The following is a 15,561-nucleotide window of genomic DNA, read 5'->3' as shown; positions in this document are numbered from 1 at the left end:
GGTCATTTTATCCTGCCGGCGATCCGCGGTGCTGGCGATCCGGACGCGTCGCCATGCGGGTGATGCCCTTAAGGCTGGCTTAAGGTGGGGGCCGGCTATGTGTCGCCGAATAGGAGACACAGCCCAGAATGCACGACATCCCGATATTCACCACCCGCAGAAACCTTCTTGCCCTTGGGTTTGCAGGGCTGCTGGCGGGGTGCGCCACGTCCGGTCAGCCGCCAAAGCCGGCGACGCTGTCGAGGAACGGCGAATCCTTGCCCGAGACGCCTCTTCCGGTCACGCCGGCAATGTATGCGGCGCTTCCCGATGAGACATTCCCGATCCCGGCGGTGAACATCAAGCAGGTGGACCCCCGCTACTGGCGGCAGGTCGTCGATTATCCGACCGATGAAAAGCCAGGAACGCTGATCGTCGATACGCCGAACAAGTTTCTCTACCACATTCTGCCGGGCGGCAAGGCGACCCGTTACGGGATCGGCGTCGGCCGGGACGGCTTCTCCTGGGCCGGCCGGGCGATTGTCGCCTACAAGCGGGCATGGCCGAAATGGACCCCGCCGGACGAGATGGTGGCGCGGCAGCCCAGTCTTCAGCCCTTCAGTATCGCCAATGGTGGAATGCCACCCGGCCTTAAGAACCCGCTCGGCGCGCGGGCGCTCTACATTCATCAGGGCGGCAGGGACACGCTTTACCGCCTGCACGGAACACCGGAGGCCTTTTCCATCGGCAAGGCGGTTTCCTCCGGCTGCATCCGGCTGCTGAACCAGGATGTCATCGACCTCTTCAACAATGTGAGGGATGGCAGCACCATCGTGGTTATTCCCGACCCCTCGAAACGCCAGCAACTTGCCGCCTGACGACCGATACGGAAAAGAAAGAAGGCCTGTTACCATGGCACACGATGTTCGAAACCGCGCGGATGTTTCAGCCCTTGCCGGGCTCAGACGCCGTGCCTTTCTCCTCGGCTCGATGTCGGTGGTCTCGGCCGTCGCATCGCCGGCCGCGGCCTCGCCCAACGGTCTGAAGCTTGAGATGATCCTGCGTGATCCTGCGGCGCCCGTCTCCGGCAATCCCGCCGGCAAGCTCACCATGGTCGCCTTTCTCGACTATAATTGCCCGTGGTGCAAAAAGACGGCCATTCCCATGCGCAATGCGGTCTCGGCAGACGGGGATGTCAGGATGGTCTATAAAGACTGGCCGATCATAACGCCCGACTCCGTCAAGGGAGCGCGACTGGCGCTGGCGGCGAAATATCAGGATGGCTATCATATCGTCCATGATGGGCTGATGGCGATCAGAACGCCGAAGGTGAAGGCCGACGAGATGCGCGACGCCGTGCGTGCGACAAGCATCGATTTTGCCCGCCTCGAGCGCGACATGAAATCGAAAGCGGCGGAGATCGATGATCTGCTTGCGCGCAATCATGAACAGGCGATGTCGCTGCAATTGACCGGAACGCCGGCCTTCATCATCGGCAAGTTCCTCGTTCCCGGCGCGGTGCAGAGCGCGGAAGCCTTTACGGACCTTTTCAAAAGAGCGCGTGAACAGGCGTAACGTTCGGAGAATGACGGTTTCAGGGCCTGTCGGACTGAAACCATCGTTTCAACATTCCGGCTGGGCGCGGCAGTGCCGATGCCCCTGCCGTCTCGTCTTATCCCCGTGCCTTGGCGATTGCTTCTTTCAGGCCCTTGCGGTCAAGGACGCCGGCAAAGCTTGTCGTTTCCACCACAAATGATGGCGTGCCGACGAATTTGAAGGCGGCGGCCTGTACCCAGTTCCGGTCCAGCAGGCCGGAAATCCACGCCTGATGCTCGATCACGGCCTTGCCGACACCGTCGAAGGTCAGGTCCGCCTTCTCGAGGGCCTTTTCGACATCGGCCTGCTGCAGCCTGTTCGGCGTGTGAAACATGGCGTCGAGCGTCTTTTCATATTTGCCAAGCCTGGCGCTGGCGAGCACCGCCTGCGCGGCGATGACCGATGCGCCGCCGAAGACCGGCCAGTCCTTCAGCACAAGCCTGACCTTGCCATCCTGTTCGACCACGTCGCGCACCATGGCGTAGGACGATTTGCAATAGGGGCACTGATAGTCGAAATATTCCACCACCGTCACGTCGCCTTTCGGATTGCCGAGGACCGGGGCTTCCGGATCGTGCAGGACCATCTGCCGGCTGGTCGGGTCCGCCCCGGTAAAACCAAGCGAGGGGCGCGCGATGGCGGCAAGGCCGGCCATTGCGACAAGCTGTCGGCGTGTCAGGGTCATTGGCGGGCTCCTGCGGTATGGTCGATTGCCGGTTTTGCAAGCGCCTGCTGCGTTTGCGCTGCCGCATCGATGAGTGAACGGGCCGAAATCTCGCCCACCATGCGGATGGAAGGGAGTTCGGCTCCCTTTCTGTCAAAGAACAGCATGGTCGGCGGGCCGATGACATTGCTGTCCTTCATCAATTGCCGTTTGTCTGGCGTCATGTCCGAAAGATCGACGGAGACGAGGCTCGTATCCTTGAGGCTTTCCGCGACCTGCGGATCGCTCAGAACGGAGCGCTCGATGACGCGGCAGGAAACGCACCAGTCCGCGGTGAAGTAGACGAGGCTTGGCTTTCCTGCTTCAGCGAGTGCGGTTTTCAGTTCCCCGTTGGAACTGACCGTTGCAAAACTCGCCTTCGTCAGGCCGGGCATGGAGCGGCTGGCGACCGGGCCACCGGAGAATTGCAGAGGCTGGAGCATGCTGGTGCCGCCACTTGCCGCGCCGAAAGCGAGAAACGCGCCATAGATCATGGAAAGAATACTGGCCGATTTCATCAGCCGGCGGCCAAGGCCAGCCTGTTGCGGCAATGTGTCGAAAGCACCGAAAAAAACTCCGATGGTAACGAGCAGCGCGGCGGAGAGCGCGAGCGTTGCGGATGGAGGAATGAGCCGGTCGAGATACCAGATCGCGGTGGCGAGGAAGATGAAGCCGAACAGCCAACGTATCTGCGCCATCCAAGCGCCGGCCCGCGGCAGCAAGGCCGCACCGGAGGTGCCGATGAGGATGAGCGGAATGCCCTTGCCGATGCCGAGCGCAAAGAGCGCTGCCGCACCGAGCAGCAGGTTGCCGGTCTTGGCGATATAAAGAAGTGCGCCTGCAAGCGGCGCCGTCACGCAGGGGCCGATCAGCAGCGCCGAGCTGAAACCGAGAATGGCGGTCGAGCCGAAGGATCCACCGAGCGAACGCTGCGATCGCGCCAGCCGGTCGCGAAGGCCGGCCGGGAGCTGGACCTCGACCATGCCGAAACTGGCGATCGCCAGAATGATAAAGACGGCGGCGGTGATGAGAATGGCCGGTGGCGACTGGAGGGCGATCTGAAAACTCTGGCCAAGCCATGCGGCCAGTATGCCGAACAGGCTGAAGGCGGTGGCAAGCGCGACGACATAGGTTGAGGACAGGAGAAAACTGCGACCGGGCGACAGTGAAGCGCCCTGCCGGCCGAGCGTGGCCGCGAGGATGGGGTACATGGGAAATACGCAGGGCGTGAATGCGAGGAGTACGCCAAGACCCATGAAGGAGGCGAGGAGCAGCGCCGTGCCGCCCCGGGCAAGAAAACCTTCCACCATGCCCGGCTCGGCCGGGGGGATGGGTGCGGGGACTGACTGCTCCGCCTTTTCCGGTTCCGCAGACGGCGCTATCCGGGCGAAGGGCTGCAATGCGGGTGGATCCTGCGGCCTTATGCCGAACGGCGCCTCCGCTTCGATCCGCAACCCGTCGATGGCGACCGTTCTGAACGGATAGCAGATGCCGCCATCCTGGCATCCCTGAAACGTCAGCTTCATCGTCTGCGGCGCGTCTGCAAGCGTGGCGGCGGCTTGCCCGAAATAGACTTCGGTGTTGCCGAAGCCGGGATCATCCTTCATCTCGCCGGCCGGTGTCCTGAGATCGAGCTTCGTTCCGTCGTCGGTGGTGGCCTGCAGGCTCTCCCGGTAGAGATAATATCCCTCGGCGACGTGCCAGCGGAAGGTGGCCGTCGTTCCCGTGCGGTCCATCGAAAGCTTGAACGCATCCGCCATATCCATCGGCGGACCGAGCGCGAGCGCCGGCCCGCAAATGGACATGAGAACGAGGAGCACGAACGAAAAATTGAAACGCATTCTCTTTCCTTATCGGGTAGGCCTTTTGGGATAGGCCATGCATGGTGCAGGCTTCCGGCTGGAAGCTTAAGCCAGCCTTAAGGTTCGTTTTTCAGGGTCCCGTGCATCAAAATACCCGTGTGCCGGAGTGATGGAGTGCTCAATGCGTCTGCTGGTGGTCGAGGACGATGATGTCCTGCTGGATGGTCTGCGTGTCGGATTGCAGCTTGCCGGCTTTACCGTCGATGCCGTTTCGACGCTTGGCGACGCAAAAATCGCCCTCGACAATTGCCGTTTCGACGCCGTCGTTCTCGATGTGATGTTGCCTGACGGGTCAGGTCTCGACCTTCTGCGCCACACCCGCAATGAACGCAACCGGGTGCCGATCCTGCTGCTCACCGCCAAGGATGCGACCACGGACAAGATTTGCGGCCTCGATGCCGGCGCGGATGATTATCTGGGCAAGCCTTTCGATCTTGATGAGGTAGCCGCCCGGCTGCGGGCGATCATCCGCCGCGGCGAGGGCCGTTCCGAGGCCACGCTGTCGGCGCTGGGCGTGACGCTCGATCCGGCGAAGATGGTGGCGAAGAAGGATGACAGTGTCATTGCGCTGTCGCGCCGTGAATTCGCGATCATCCATGCCCTGATGCAGAATCCCGGCATGATCTTTTCAAAGCCGGTTCTGGAAGAAAAGCTGTATGGCTGGCAGGAGGATGTGGAAAGCAACACCATCGAGGTTCACATCCACAAGCTCCGCTCCAAGCTGGGCGCTGGCTTCATCGAGACGGTGCGCGGCGTTGGTTACCGCGTCGGGAGGGTTGCGTAATGTCGATCCGGGCAAGATTGTTTACCGTCCTCCTGCTGATGACGGGCCTCGTCTGGCTGTCGGCCTGCGTGTGGATCTATACCAGCACGAAGGCGCGGCTGGAGCACGTTCTCGATGCGCGGTTGGTGGAATCGGCAAGAATGGTCGGATCCCTCGTCGGCGACCGCCCTGTCGATATCGGTGTGGTCGCTGCGCATCTGCCGGCGCATGACGATGCTGCGGGTGATGATGCCGCCGCGTCGATACCCTCCTATGAACGGCAGCTCGCCTGCCAGATCTGGTCCGTCAGCGGCCGTCTGCTCAGCAAGTCGGATAGCGCCCCGGACGCTTCCCTTTCGGATCATGCCTCGGGCTTCCAGAATACGGTCATCAACGGCATCGAATGGCGTGTTTATGCGGTCGTGAAACCCGATCTCGGCGTCAGGGTTCTGGTGGGCGACAGCGTCGAGGTTCGCGACCGGCTGGTTGACGATGTCATCAAGGGGCTTCTTTATCCGGCGCTTTTCATCATGCCGCTGATGGCTTGCCTTATCTGGCTGTGTGTTTCCCGGGGGCTTGCGCCCCTGCAGAAGCTTGCAAGCGGGCTTACCGCCCGCGAGGCAACAGAGCTGCATGGTTTCGCCGACAAGGGAACGCCATCGGAGCTTCGGCCGATGATCCATGCGCTGAACAGTCTTCTGGCCCGCGTTCAGGCGATGCGGGAGAGGGAACGGGAGTTCACGACCTATGCCGCACATGAATTGAAGACGCCGCTGGCCGGCCTGAAGACGCAGGCGCAGGTGGCCATGCGGTCCACCGATCCCGAGGTGCAGCAACAGGCGCTGCGGCGCATCGAGCAGAGTGTCGACCGGACAAGCCGGATGGCAAAACAGCTGATCGACCTGGCTGCCGTCGATGCAACCGAGGTGCAGGCGGTAAAAGCCGGCGTCGACATTCCCCGTCTCATCCTCGATGTCATACAGGAGCTGGAGCCGCTCAGGCGGGCACGCGAGGTTGAAATTACCTGCCGGCTTTCGGAAGAGGCGGATACGATCCTCATCGAGGCGGATCGGTCCCTGCTTCGTCTCGCCATCCGCAACGTGATGGAAAACGCCGTGCAGCATTCGCCGAAGGGATCAACGGTGGAATGCCGGGCGGAACTGGCGAACGGCAAGGTAAACGTTGTGGTCATCGACGAAGGGGCGGGGATCGCGGTGGAGGAGCGGGAACGGGTACTGCAGCGCTTCTACCGTTCGCCGCGATCGGAACCGGGTGGAAGCGGCCTTGGGCTTGCCATCGTCAAGATGGCCATCGACCGGCTGGGCGGGCGATTGCAGTTTTCGCAATTCGGGCAGCGGTTTGCGGTATCGCTTGAGTTATGAAGGAGGCCGCCGCGGGGCAGCTCTCTCTCAGATGTCCTTTGCGAGGCGCAGCGCGTCGTAGATTGCCGCATGGGTGTTGCGCGATGCGACCGCATCGCCGATGCGAAACAGCCGGTAGGCGCCGGCGGGATTGCGCTCGACGGTCTGGGCGGTGCCCGCAAGCAGCGCGTCATAGGATATTTCGCCGAGGTTTTTCGAACCGGGCTTGAGCTCGAAATAAAGCTCGTCCAGCGGGATTGTGCCGTGATTGATGACGATCTGGTCGACGATGCGCTGTTTCGAAACGCCGCCATAGTCGCTGCCGACATGGGCGACAATCTGGTTGCCGCTCCTTTCCGCCGCTTCCAGCCGGTAGGTGACGGTGAATGTCGTGTCGTATGTCTGCAGCGAGCGCATATAGGGCACGAGATTCATGGCCATGACTTCCGGGGCGAAGGAGCGATCCGGCGTCATGATCTCGACCTTGCCGCCCGCCTTGGCGATGAATTCGGCGGCCTGAAGCCCGGTGTGGTCGCCCGCATCGTCATAGACGAGAACATTGACGCCCGGCTTGACATCGCCGGAAATGATATCCCATGCGGAGACGACCAGCTCGTTGCCCTTTGAAAGCACCTCGGTATGCGGCAGCCCGCCGGTGGCGATAATCACCACGTCAGGTTTTTCGGCGACGACAGTATCCGCTTCCGCCCAGCTGTTGAAATGGAAGATGACGCCGAGCCTTTCACACTGGCTCATGCGCCAGTCGACGATGCCGGTCATTTCGCGGCGGCGTTCGCTTTGCGCCGTCAGGCGGATCTGGCCGCCGGGGTCGCTGGCGGCTTCGAAGACGACGACCGCATGGCCGCGTTCGGCGCAGACCCTTGCGGCTTCAAGACCTGCCGGGCCAGCGCCGACGATCACCACCTTCAGGCTGTTCTCGGCCCTTGTAATTTCATGCGGCATGGTTTCCTCGCGGCCGGTTGCCGCATTGTGAATGCAGAAGGCCATTCCGCCCTGATAGATGCGGTCAAGACAATAATTGGCGCCGACGCAGGGGCGGATGTCCTCCTCCCGTTTTTCCATGATCTTGCGGACGATATGCGGATCGGTCATGTGGGCGCGGGTCATGCCGACCATGTCGACCTTGCCGGCGGCAATCGCATGCCGGGCGGTGGCGACATCCTGGATCTTGGCGGCGTGGAATGTGGGAAAGTGGGTCGCCGCGCGGATTTCGCCTGCGAAATCAAGATGCGGCGCGCTGGCCATGCCCTGGATGGGGATGACGTCGGTCAGGCCGGGATCGGTGTCGATATGTCCCCTGATGACGTTGAGATAGTCGATCAGACCGCTTTGCTTCAGCCGTCTGGAAATTTCGATGCCTTCCGCCTTGCCGGTGCCGTTCTCAAGACATTCATCGGCGGTGTAGCGCACCCCGAGGATGAAATCGTCGCCGACGCGTTGGCGTATCGCCCTGAAGACGTCGAGACAGAAGCGCATGCGGTTTTCAAGCGCGCCGCCATAGGGGCCGTCAAGCTCGTTGGTTTGCGGTGAGACGAACTGGTCGATGAGATGGCCATAGGCCTCCAGTTCCACCCCATCCATGCCGCCCGCCTTCATCCGTTCGGCCGCGTCGGCGAAATCCTTGATGATGCGCTCGATGTCCCAGTCCTCGATCTTTTTCGGAAAGGCGCGGTGCGCCGCTTCCCGCTGGTGCGATGGCGCGAGGACCGGCAGCCAGTCGCCCTTGTCCCAGCGGGTGCGGCGGCCAAGATGCGTCAGCTGGATCATGATCGCCGAACCGGCCTCATGCACGGCATCAGTCATCTCCCGGATCCATGGGACGATTTCATCCTTGTAGGCCAGCAGGTTGTTGAAGACGGGCGGGCTGTCTTTCGACACGGCGGCCGAGCCCGCCGTCATCGTCAGCGCCACGCCGCCCCTGGCCCGCTCGACGGTATAGGCGCGGTAGCGTCCTTTCGGCATGCCGTCTTCTGGATAGGCGGGTTCGTGGGAAGTGACGATGATGCGATTGCGCAGCGTCAGATGCTTGAGCTGATAGGGCTGAAGAAGGGGATCGTTCGACATGTGCCTGCTCCAAAACGGTTGTGGCACAAGGCTAAGAGGAAATGTACATATGTGTCAATTAAGAAAACACTGGTGTTTATGAGTTCGACAAGGGTGTACGCTTTGCCTTGTCGCGCAGGGACTGATTTGCTACTCAATTGTCATGGAAGCGACATTGAACGAAACCGGTTGGCGTGGATCGCAGGAGGGTTGGCTTGAGGCCGCCTACGAGGCCCTGCTGGAATCAGGTGTCGATTCCGTCAAGATCCTGCCTCTGGCTAAGAAGCTCAATCTCTCGCGCACCAGCTTCTACTGGTTCTTCAAGGACCGGGAGGAATTGCTGGCGGCGCTGTTGTCCCGCTGGCGCGACAAGAATACGGGAAGCATCCTCAGGCAGTCGGAGGCCTATGCGGAAACGCTCGCGGAGGCGATGCTGAATGTTTTCGATTGCTGGCTGGATCCCTCGCTTTTCGACAGCAGATTCGAATTCGCGGTGCGCAGCTGGGCGCTGCAGTCCGATGATATTCTTGCCGAGCTTCGCAAGGCGGACTCCGTGAGAATGGAGGCGCTTTCGCGCATGTTCGTGCGTTTCGGCCATTCCGAGAACATGGCGGATGTGCGTGCCCGCACCACCTATCTCGTGCAGATCGGTTACATTTCCATGCAGGTCGAGGAAGATGTGGCAGTGCGGATGAGAAGGATTGCGGACTATATCGCCATCTATACCGGCGAGGTGCCGCAACAGCGAGAGCTTGATCGCTTTTATGCCAGGCACGGATACAGGCCAAACCCCGAGGCCTGACGCCCACTCACTGATCACGACATGCCGGGGCGACCCACGGGACAGCAAGAGAGGGTGTCGTCAAAACGCCTGCGATGCCAGTCGGACTATGTCGGTTGGGGTGGTACAAGAAAAACGGCCCGCCCGCCTGCAATCCAGCTGCAACATTCATCGAACAGTGGCGGGGATGGCAAGAGCTCATCTTTGGGGGAAAGTCATTGCGAATCCTGCTTCTTGACGATGAGCCCGAAATGGCTGCTCGAGGCCCCGCGCCGGCGCGATGTGCCTGCCGATTGCGGCGGCGATGAGAAGGATCGCTGCCGGGACTGCAGGTGACGGCCTGTTGGACACGGGAATTCCTTTCAGCTGCGGCAAATGTCCGCAGGAATAGGAAGATGTCATTGCACGTATATTGCAGCGGAAGATTGCGCGGCACATATCTGAACGAGAACGGCAAGATTCCCAATCGCCGTCAGAGGCCGGCGATGTTGCGGCCGATATGGCGCAGGATGCTTTTGAAGAGCTTCACCTCGGTGGGGTCGAGGCCCTCGATGGCGGTTTTTTCAAACATGGCGGCGATGGGCATGAGTTCGTCAGCCAGTTCTTCGCCTTTTGTCGTCAGCGTGATGCGGACGATGCGGGCATTGTCGGCCGGGCGCTCGCGGCTGACGAGGTTGCGGCGGACCATTGCACCCACCAGCCGCGACAGCGTGGAAATCTCCACCGACACCATGTCCGAAAGCTCGGTCAGCGTCTTGCTCTCCTGCTGTCTCAGCGTTGCCAGCACACGGTACATCGGCAGGGTGATGTCATAGGAGGCCAGTCTCAGGGAAAAACGTTCGCCCAGCCGAACGCCCACCCAGTTGAGCAGGTAGGGCACCGAGTCGGTGAACTGATAAGACACGAGCAAATCCCCGTTTGAGAACCATTTGCGCAGATGCTGATGTGCGCCTATCGGCTGTACCGGCACAATCCATCCGTTTCAATAGCGTCGCTCCAGAAGGCCGGTGAATGCCACGTTCCCGCACCGCATAAAATCACAAAAACATTTGCATTGACAAATATTGCAAACGCAAATAAATAACGATGCAGGATTTGGGAGGATCTCATGACATCAGCATTGTTTGGGCTCAACAGTCTTGCGCCGGAGGGCGTCGGCCAGAATTTCCGCACGACGATGCGCCGGTTTCCCGCAACCGTGACGGTTATCACCGCCTGCGCTTCCGGCGATCAGCGCGACCATGGCATGACGGTCACGGCCGTCACGTCGGTTTCCATGGAGCCGCCTTCGCTGCTGGTCTGCCTGAACAACCGCACGCTGCTGCATGAACTGCTGCTGTGCCGGCCCGATTTCATCGTCAACGTGCTGACGCAGGATCAGACTGTCCTGTCGGACGCCTTCAGCGGCAAGGTGTCGCCGGAAGAGCGTTTCCGCGACGGTGACTGGCAGCGTCACGAAAACGGTGTTCTCTATCTGCCCGCGGCCCATGCCGCCATCGCCTGCCGCCGGGTCGCGGCCATGCCCTATGGGACGCATACGGTCTTCATCGGCCAGGTGGTTTCGGCCGATGTCAGCGAAAACACGCGGCCGCTGCTTTACGAAAACGCTCAATATTGCGCCGCAAGCCCCGCGAACCTGCCCGCCTGATCAACGCCGGTCAGATCATCCCGGCCCGATGAATTCCGGCCAGATAAATCCCGGCCCGATAAATCCCGGAAGGAGACAATCATGAACGATATGAGCCATGCACCGCAGCCGGTGCAAACGAACCCGCGCGCGCGCCTTGCCGGCCGGGTGGCCGGCATTGCCGATCTTTTCCGGGCCAGCGCAAGGCAGACCGAGGAGGCCCGGCGCGTGCCGGCCGGCCATATCGGCGCACTGCGCGATATCGGTTATTTCGATATCGTCAAGCCGCGCGCCTTCGGCGGCAAGGGCGGCGATTTCGCAGAGCTGGTCGAGGCCAATATCGAGCTTTCGGCTGCCTGTGCCTCGACAGGCTGGGTTGCCGGCCTGCTGTCTGCCCATCAATGGTTGCTGGCAATGTTTCCGGAAGAGGCGCAGGCCGATGTCTGGGGCGAAAACCCGGACGCGCTGCTGTGCGGTTCCTATGCGCCGGTGAAGATGGCGGAGGCGGCCGAAGGCGGTTATCGCCTCAGCGGCAAATGGGCCTTCGCCTCGGGCTGCGAAAATGCGCAATGGTCTCTCTGCGCCGCCATCCTGCCGCCGCAGGGTGAGGACAGGCCGGTGCCGGCCTTCCTGCTCGTTCCCGCCAGCCACTATGTCATCGAAGATACCTGGCATGTGGTAGGGCTCGCCGGCACGGGGTCGAAGACGCTGGTTCTCGATGATGTCTTCGTTCCCAAACATCGGGTTCTGACTTTCCCGGATGCCACCAGCGGCCGCACGCCCGGCGGGCAATATTATGCGGAAGAGGGCCTGTTCAACATGCCGCTTCTGACCGGCATTCCCTCCTGTCTCGCGGCTGCCGGCGTCGGCGCGGCCAAGGGAGCGCTTGCCGCCTATGTCGATCATGTCGGCGGCCGGGTGACACGCGGTGCGGTGGCGGGCGGCAATAACCGCATGGCGGAATTTCCGACCATCCAGCTGCGTGTTGCGGAAGCGGCCGCCAGTGTCGACGCCGCCTGCGAAATCCTGCTGCGCGATGTCGCCCGGGCGCAGGCGCTGGCGCAGGCCCGGATTGAGGGCCGGGCGGAATTCACGGTGGATGACCGCCTTCTGAGCCGCCGCGGCCAGGCCTTTGCGGTGTCTCTTTCGCTGCGCGCGGTGCAGGCGCTCAATGATTCCACCGGCGGCGTCGGGCTCGATCTTGCCAATCCGGTGCAGCGCGCCTGGCGCGATGCGAATGCGGTTGGCCGCCACATCAGCATGAACTGGGATGCGGTCGGTACGATGATCGGCCAGAGCATGCTCGGGCTGGAACCCAAGGGCCAATATTGACCGCCGGTATCGACCATCCGGCGGCGGTACATGAACAGCGATTTCGGAGGAAACAACATGCAAGGCAAGGTCGCTCTCGAGGAGCATTTCGCAATCCCGGAAACACTTCAGGATTCGGCCGGTTTCGTACCCGGTGATTACTGGAAGGAGCTGCAGCATCGCCTGCTCGACATTCAGGACACGCGCCTGAAGCTGATGGATGCCCATGGCATCGAGACCATGATCCTGTCGCTGAATGCGCCGGCGGTGCAGGCCATTGCCGACAGGAAGAAGGCGATCGAGATCGCGCGGCGCGCCAATGACGTGCTGGCCGAAGAATGCGCCAAACGGCCGGATCGTTTCCTCGCTTTTGCCGCCTTGCCTCTGCAGGACCCGGATGCGGCGACGCAGGAGCTTCGGCGCTGCGTCAACGAGCTCGGCTTCGTTGGTGCGCTCGTCAACGGTTTCAGCCAGGAGGGTGACGGCCAGACGCCGCTTTATTACGACCTGCCGCAATATCGTCCGTTCTGGGGTGAGGTCGAGAAACTCGACGTGCCGTTTTACCTGCATCCACGCAATCCGCTGCCGCAGGATTCGCGTATCTATGACGGTCATCCCTGGCTGCTCGGTCCCACCTGGGCGTTTGCCCAGGAAACGGCGGTGCATGCGCTGCGTCTCATGGCGTCGGGCCTGTTCGACAAGCATCCGCGCCTCAACATCATTCTCGGTCACATGGGCGAGGGGCTGCCCTACATGATGTGGCGCATCGACCACCGCAATGCCTGGGTAAAGCTGCCGCCGCGTTATCCAGCCAAGCGCCGTTTCGTGGATTATTTCAACGAAAATTTCCACATCACCACCTCGGGCAATTTCCGCACCCAGACGCTGATCGACGCTATTCTGGAAATCGGTGCCGACCGCATCCTGTTTTCAACCGACTGGCCTTTCGAGAATATCGACCATGCCTCCGACTGGTTCAATGCGACGACCATTGCCGAGGCCGACCGGGTGAAGATCGGCCGCACCAATGCGCGCCGCCTGTTCAAGCTAGACGGGGCCTGAGCCATGCAGCCCTTCGTCTACATGGCAGCTCCTGCCCGCATCGTTTTCGGTACGGGCAGCTCGGCGGGGGTGGCGGAGGAAATCCGTCGCCTTGGCCTGTCGCGGGCGCTGGTGCTGTCCACGCCGCAGCAGAAAGCAGATGCGGAAGCGCTGGCCTCCCGGCTCGATCGTCTTGCTGCGGGTATCTTCTCAGAGGCTGCCATGCATACGCCGGTCGAGGTGACGACAAGGGCTGTCGAAGCCTATCGCACCGCCGGTGCGGATTGCGTTGTCGCGCTTGGTGGCGGTTCCACCACCGGTCTCGGCAAGGCGATTGCGCTGCGCACCGATGCGGCCCAGATCGTCATTCCGACGACCTATGCCGGCTCGGAGGTGACGCCCATCCTCGGCCAGACGGAAAACGGGATAAAGACCACCATGCGCGGGCCGGAAATCCTGCCGGAAGTGGTGATCTACGATGCGGCGCTGACCCTTGGGCTGCCGGTTTCCATCAGCATGACAAGCGGGCTGAACGCCATGGCGCATGCGGCGGAAGCGCTTTATGCGCAGGACCGAAATCCCATCGCCAGCCTGATGGCGGTCGAGGGGTTGCGGGCGATGATCGAGGCGCTTCCCGGCGTGCGGGCCGTGCCACAGAATATCAAGGTGCGCGAGACGGCACTTTATGGCGCGTGGTTGTGTGGCACGGTGCTGGGCGCCGTCGGCATGTCGCTGCATCACAAGCTTTGCCACACGCTGGGGGGAAGTCTCGACCTGCCGCATGCGGAAACCCATGCGGTGCTTTTGCCCCATACCGTCGCTTATGTGGAACAGGCGGCCCCCGATCTGCTTGCGCCGCTGGCCTCTCTTGTCGGCGGCCGCGCCGGGGCAGGGCTCTACGATTTTGCCGCCAGACTCGGTGCGCCGTCGAGCCTGGCCGCTCTTGGGGTGCAGTGGGGCGATCTCGATCCCATGGCCGAGCTTGCGACGGCCAATCCCTACTGGTGCCCGCGGCCAATCGAAAAAACCGCAATCCGTGAGCTGTTGAAGCGCGCCTTTGAGGGCACGCGGCCGGCGTGATGGGAGGATGACATGACGGACATGACGATGAGCAGCGACGACGGTTATTTCACCGAGGAGCGTTCGGCCGAAACAGTGATCGCCCGCATGCGGGACTGTGACGATCCCCGTCTGAAGGAGATCATGGCCGTCGTTACCCGCAAGCTGCACGAGGCGGTGAAGGAAATCGAGCCGACCGAGGAGGAATGGATGAAAGCCATCCATTTTCTCACCGAGGTCGGGCAGATCTGCAACGAGTGGCGGCAGGAGTGGATCCTGTTCTCCGATATTCTCGGCGTCTCGATGCTGGTCGATGCCATCAATCACCGCAAACCCGGCGGGGCTTCGGAAACCACCGTTCTAGGCCCCTTCCACGTGGCCAATGCGCCGGAAATGCCGATGGGCACGAATATCTGCCTTGATGGCAAGGGTGAGGATATGGTCGTGACCGGCCGAATTCTCGATACCGAAGGCGCACCGGTCGCGGGCGCGCGCATCGATGTCTGGCAGGCCAATGACGAAGGTTTCTATGATGTGCAGCAGAAGGGAATCCAGCCCGATTTCAACCTGCGCGGCGTCTTCGTCACCGGCGAGGACGGGCGGTACTGGTTCCGGGCGGTGAAGCCGAAATATTATCCTATCCCGGATGATGGCCCGGTCGGGCGGTTGCTGCGGGCGATGGGGCGCCATCCGTATCGTCCGGCGCATCTGCATTACATCGTCTCGGCGGAAGGCTTCACCACGCTGGTCACGCATATTTTCGATCCCGACGATCCCTATATCCGTTCGGATGCGGTCTTTGGCGTCAAGCAAAGCCTGCTGGCCGCTTTCCAGAAGGTGGAGGACGTCCAAAAGGCGCGCGATCTGGGTTTCATCGGCGAATGGTTCTGGTCTGTGAACCACGATTTCGTGCTCGCCCGATGAACGGCGCCGACGATCGTCCCGGGCTTTATGTGCGTTTTGCCGAAAGCGATCCCGCTGCCGCGGAGCAACGCATGGCGCAGATCGACGCTCACAAGGCCCATCTGCGCAATGGCGAAGCCATGGCCGCAGGGTTTCGGATCCTTGCCTCCGGCCCGATGGGCGGCGTCGACGGCGGTCCGTCCGCGGCGCTCATCATTGCCGAAGCACGCCGTATCGAAGACGTCATCGCCTTCAGCGATGCCGACCCTTTCGTCCTTCACGGCGTCTATTGCCGCATTCGCATTTTGCGCTGGACGCCGACATTGTCGATGATTTCCGGGTTGCAGCCCGGATGAGGTTTCGTCACGACGCGGCAACCGGCAGCCATTAATATTTCATTTGCAATTTTTGCAAATGCAACATTTAATCAAAGACGGGTAATATCGGCGATATGTGGCTTGACAGGAGCGGGCCACATATCAGGGTGGAGCAAGCCGGGTGCCCGCGGATC

15 protein-coding genes are annotated in these 15,561 nt (G+C 61.6%); 11 read left to right on the top strand and 4 right to left on the bottom strand.

Going from position 1 to position 15,561, the window contains the following annotated elements:
* The first annotated feature begins 128 nt into the window (after window positions 1–128).
* Together ACI2KA_RS22275 and ACI2KA_RS22270 are read left to right on the top strand one after the other, a co-directional pair.
* Window positions 129–857 carry a L,D-transpeptidase gene (locus ACI2KA_RS22275; RefSeq protein WP_404504640.1) on the top strand — a complete coding sequence of 243 codons (729 nt, stop codon included), beginning with the start codon at window positions 129–131 and terminating at the stop codon, window positions 855–857.
* A 34-nt stretch (window positions 858–891) separates the two neighbouring features.
* A complete protein-coding gene (locus ACI2KA_RS22270) occupies window positions 892–1,554 on the top strand; it encodes a DsbA family protein (protein ID WP_404504639.1) in 663 nt (220 codons plus the stop codon).
* Between the two features lie 97 nt (window positions 1,555–1,651).
* Here ACI2KA_RS22270 and ACI2KA_RS22265 read toward each other — a convergent pair whose 3' ends face one another.
* Both ACI2KA_RS22265 and dsbD read right to left on the bottom strand, forming a co-directional pair.
* Entirely contained in the window at window positions 1,652–2,260 is a 609-nt protein-coding gene (locus ACI2KA_RS22265) for a DsbA family protein (protein WP_404504638.1), read from the bottom strand.
* Window positions 2,257–4,119 (bottom strand): protein-disulfide reductase DsbD, encoded by a 1,863-nt coding sequence (dsbD, locus tag ACI2KA_RS22260; protein ID WP_404504637.1) that lies wholly within the window; start codon window positions 4,117–4,119, stop codon window positions 2,257–2,259. The genes ACI2KA_RS22265 and dsbD overlap by 4 nt, the downstream gene beginning before the upstream one ends.
* 142 nt (window positions 4,120–4,261) lie before the next feature.
* Here dsbD and ACI2KA_RS22255 point away from each other — a divergent pair, with 142 nt between their 5' ends.
* On the top strand, window positions 4,262–4,924 hold the full coding sequence (locus tag ACI2KA_RS22255) for a response regulator (RefSeq protein ID WP_404504636.1): 663 nt from the start codon (window positions 4,262–4,264) through the stop codon (window positions 4,922–4,924).
* Complete coding sequence (locus ACI2KA_RS22250; RefSeq protein ID WP_404504635.1) at window positions 4,924–6,285, top strand: ATP-binding protein; 1,362 nt, start codon at window positions 4,924–4,926, stop codon at window positions 6,283–6,285. Before ACI2KA_RS22255 ends, ACI2KA_RS22250 begins: the two co-directional genes overlap by 1 nt.
* 27 nt (window positions 6,286–6,312) lie before the next feature.
* Here the strand turns inward: ACI2KA_RS22250 and ACI2KA_RS22245 are convergent, their stop codons facing one another.
* On the bottom strand, window positions 6,313–8,349 hold the full coding sequence (locus ACI2KA_RS22245; protein ID WP_404504634.1) for an NAD(P)-binding protein: 2,037 nt from the start codon (window positions 8,347–8,349) through the stop codon (window positions 6,313–6,315).
* Window positions 8,350–8,491: 142 nt separating this feature from the next.
* Between ACI2KA_RS22245 and ACI2KA_RS22240 the strand changes: the two genes are divergently transcribed.
* Entirely contained in the window at window positions 8,492–9,130 is a 639-nt protein-coding gene (locus tag ACI2KA_RS22240; RefSeq protein WP_404504633.1) for a TetR/AcrR family transcriptional regulator, read from the top strand.
* 451 nt (window positions 9,131–9,581) lie between these two features.
* Here the strand turns inward: ACI2KA_RS22240 and ACI2KA_RS22235 are convergent, their stop codons facing one another.
* Window positions 9,582–10,013: a MarR family winged helix-turn-helix transcriptional regulator gene (locus ACI2KA_RS22235; RefSeq protein ID WP_404504632.1), complete on the bottom strand. Its 432-nt coding sequence runs from the start codon at window positions 10,011–10,013 to the stop codon at window positions 9,582–9,584.
* Window positions 10,014–10,217: 204 nt separating this feature from the next.
* On the opposite strand from ACI2KA_RS22235, the gene graD reads away from it, so the two are divergent.
* From graD to ACI2KA_RS22205, 6 genes are all read left to right on the top strand, one after another.
* Complete coding sequence (graD, locus tag ACI2KA_RS22230; protein ID WP_404504631.1) at window positions 10,218–10,757, top strand: FADH(2)-dependent resorcinol hydroxylase reductase component; 540 nt, start codon at window positions 10,218–10,220, stop codon at window positions 10,755–10,757.
* 81 nt (window positions 10,758–10,838) lie between these two features.
* Window positions 10,839–12,068, top strand: coding sequence for an FADH(2)-dependent resorcinol hydroxylase oxygenase component (gene graA / locus ACI2KA_RS22225; protein WP_404504630.1), 1,230 nt, complete (start codon window positions 10,839–10,841; stop codon window positions 12,066–12,068).
* A gap of 57 nt (window positions 12,069–12,125) precedes the next feature.
* On the top strand, window positions 12,126–13,109 hold the full coding sequence (gene tsdA, locus ACI2KA_RS22220; RefSeq protein ID WP_404504629.1) for a gamma-resorcylate decarboxylase: 984 nt from the start codon (window positions 12,126–12,128) through the stop codon (window positions 13,107–13,109).
* A gap of 3 nt (window positions 13,110–13,112) precedes the next feature.
* The gene (locus tag ACI2KA_RS22215; protein ID WP_404504628.1) at window positions 13,113–14,168 is read left to right on the top strand and encodes a maleylacetate reductase; all 1,056 of its coding nucleotides are present in this window, start codon (window positions 13,113–13,115) and stop codon (window positions 14,166–14,168) included.
* 12 nt (window positions 14,169–14,180) lie between these two features.
* Window positions 14,181–15,071 (top strand): hydroxyquinol 1,2-dioxygenase, encoded by an 891-nt coding sequence (gene graB / locus ACI2KA_RS22210; RefSeq protein WP_404504627.1) that lies wholly within the window; start codon window positions 14,181–14,183, stop codon window positions 15,069–15,071.
* Window positions 15,068–15,406, top strand: coding sequence for a YciI family protein (locus ACI2KA_RS22205; protein ID WP_404504626.1), 339 nt, complete (start codon window positions 15,068–15,070; stop codon window positions 15,404–15,406). Before graB ends, ACI2KA_RS22205 begins: the two co-directional genes overlap by 4 nt.
* Window positions 15,407–15,561 lie beyond the last annotated feature (155 nt).

Source organism: Agrobacterium sp. NPDC089420 (genome assembly GCF_044900305.1).
Classification (GTDB): Bacteria; Pseudomonadota; Alphaproteobacteria; order Rhizobiales; family Rhizobiaceae; genus Agrobacterium.
Note: the sequence above shows the minus strand (reverse complement) of the source record. Positions and strands in the feature narration are given on the sequence as shown.

Bases quoted from the DNA above. Each gene is read 5' to 3' on its own strand.
- ACI2KA_RS22275 (WP_404504640.1), top strand. From the start codon at position 129: ATGCACGACATCCCGATATTCACCACCCGCAGAAACCTTCTTGCCCTT.
- ACI2KA_RS22270 (WP_404504639.1), top strand. From the start codon at position 892: ATGGCACACGATGTTCGAAACCGCGCGGATGTTTCAGCCCTTGCCGGG.
- ACI2KA_RS22265 (WP_404504638.1), bottom strand. From the start codon at position 2,260: ATGACCCTGACACGCCGACAGCTTGTCGCAATGGCCGGCCTTGCCGCC.
- dsbD (WP_404504637.1), bottom strand. From the start codon at position 4,119: ATGCGTTTCAATTTTTCGTTCGTGCTCCTCGTTCTCATGTCCATTTGC.
- ACI2KA_RS22255 (WP_404504636.1), top strand. From the start codon at position 4,262: ATGCGTCTGCTGGTGGTCGAGGACGATGATGTCCTGCTGGATGGTCTG.
- ACI2KA_RS22250 (WP_404504635.1), top strand. From the start codon at position 4,924: ATGTCGATCCGGGCAAGATTGTTTACCGTCCTCCTGCTGATGACGGGC.
- ACI2KA_RS22245 (WP_404504634.1), bottom strand. From the start codon at position 8,349: ATGTCGAACGATCCCCTTCTTCAGCCCTATCAGCTCAAGCATCTGACG.
- ACI2KA_RS22240 (WP_404504633.1), top strand. From the start codon at position 8,492: ATGGAAGCGACATTGAACGAAACCGGTTGGCGTGGATCGCAGGAGGGT.
- graD (WP_404504631.1), top strand. From the start codon at position 10,218: ATGACATCAGCATTGTTTGGGCTCAACAGTCTTGCGCCGGAGGGCGTC.
- graA (WP_404504630.1), top strand. From the start codon at position 10,839: ATGAACGATATGAGCCATGCACCGCAGCCGGTGCAAACGAACCCGCGC.
- tsdA (WP_404504629.1), top strand. From the start codon at position 12,126: ATGCAAGGCAAGGTCGCTCTCGAGGAGCATTTCGCAATCCCGGAAACA.
- ACI2KA_RS22215 (WP_404504628.1), top strand. From the start codon at position 13,113: ATGCAGCCCTTCGTCTACATGGCAGCTCCTGCCCGCATCGTTTTCGGT.
- graB (WP_404504627.1), top strand. From the start codon at position 14,181: ATGACGGACATGACGATGAGCAGCGACGACGGTTATTTCACCGAGGAG.
- ACI2KA_RS22205 (WP_404504626.1), top strand. From the start codon at position 15,068: ATGAACGGCGCCGACGATCGTCCCGGGCTTTATGTGCGTTTTGCCGAA.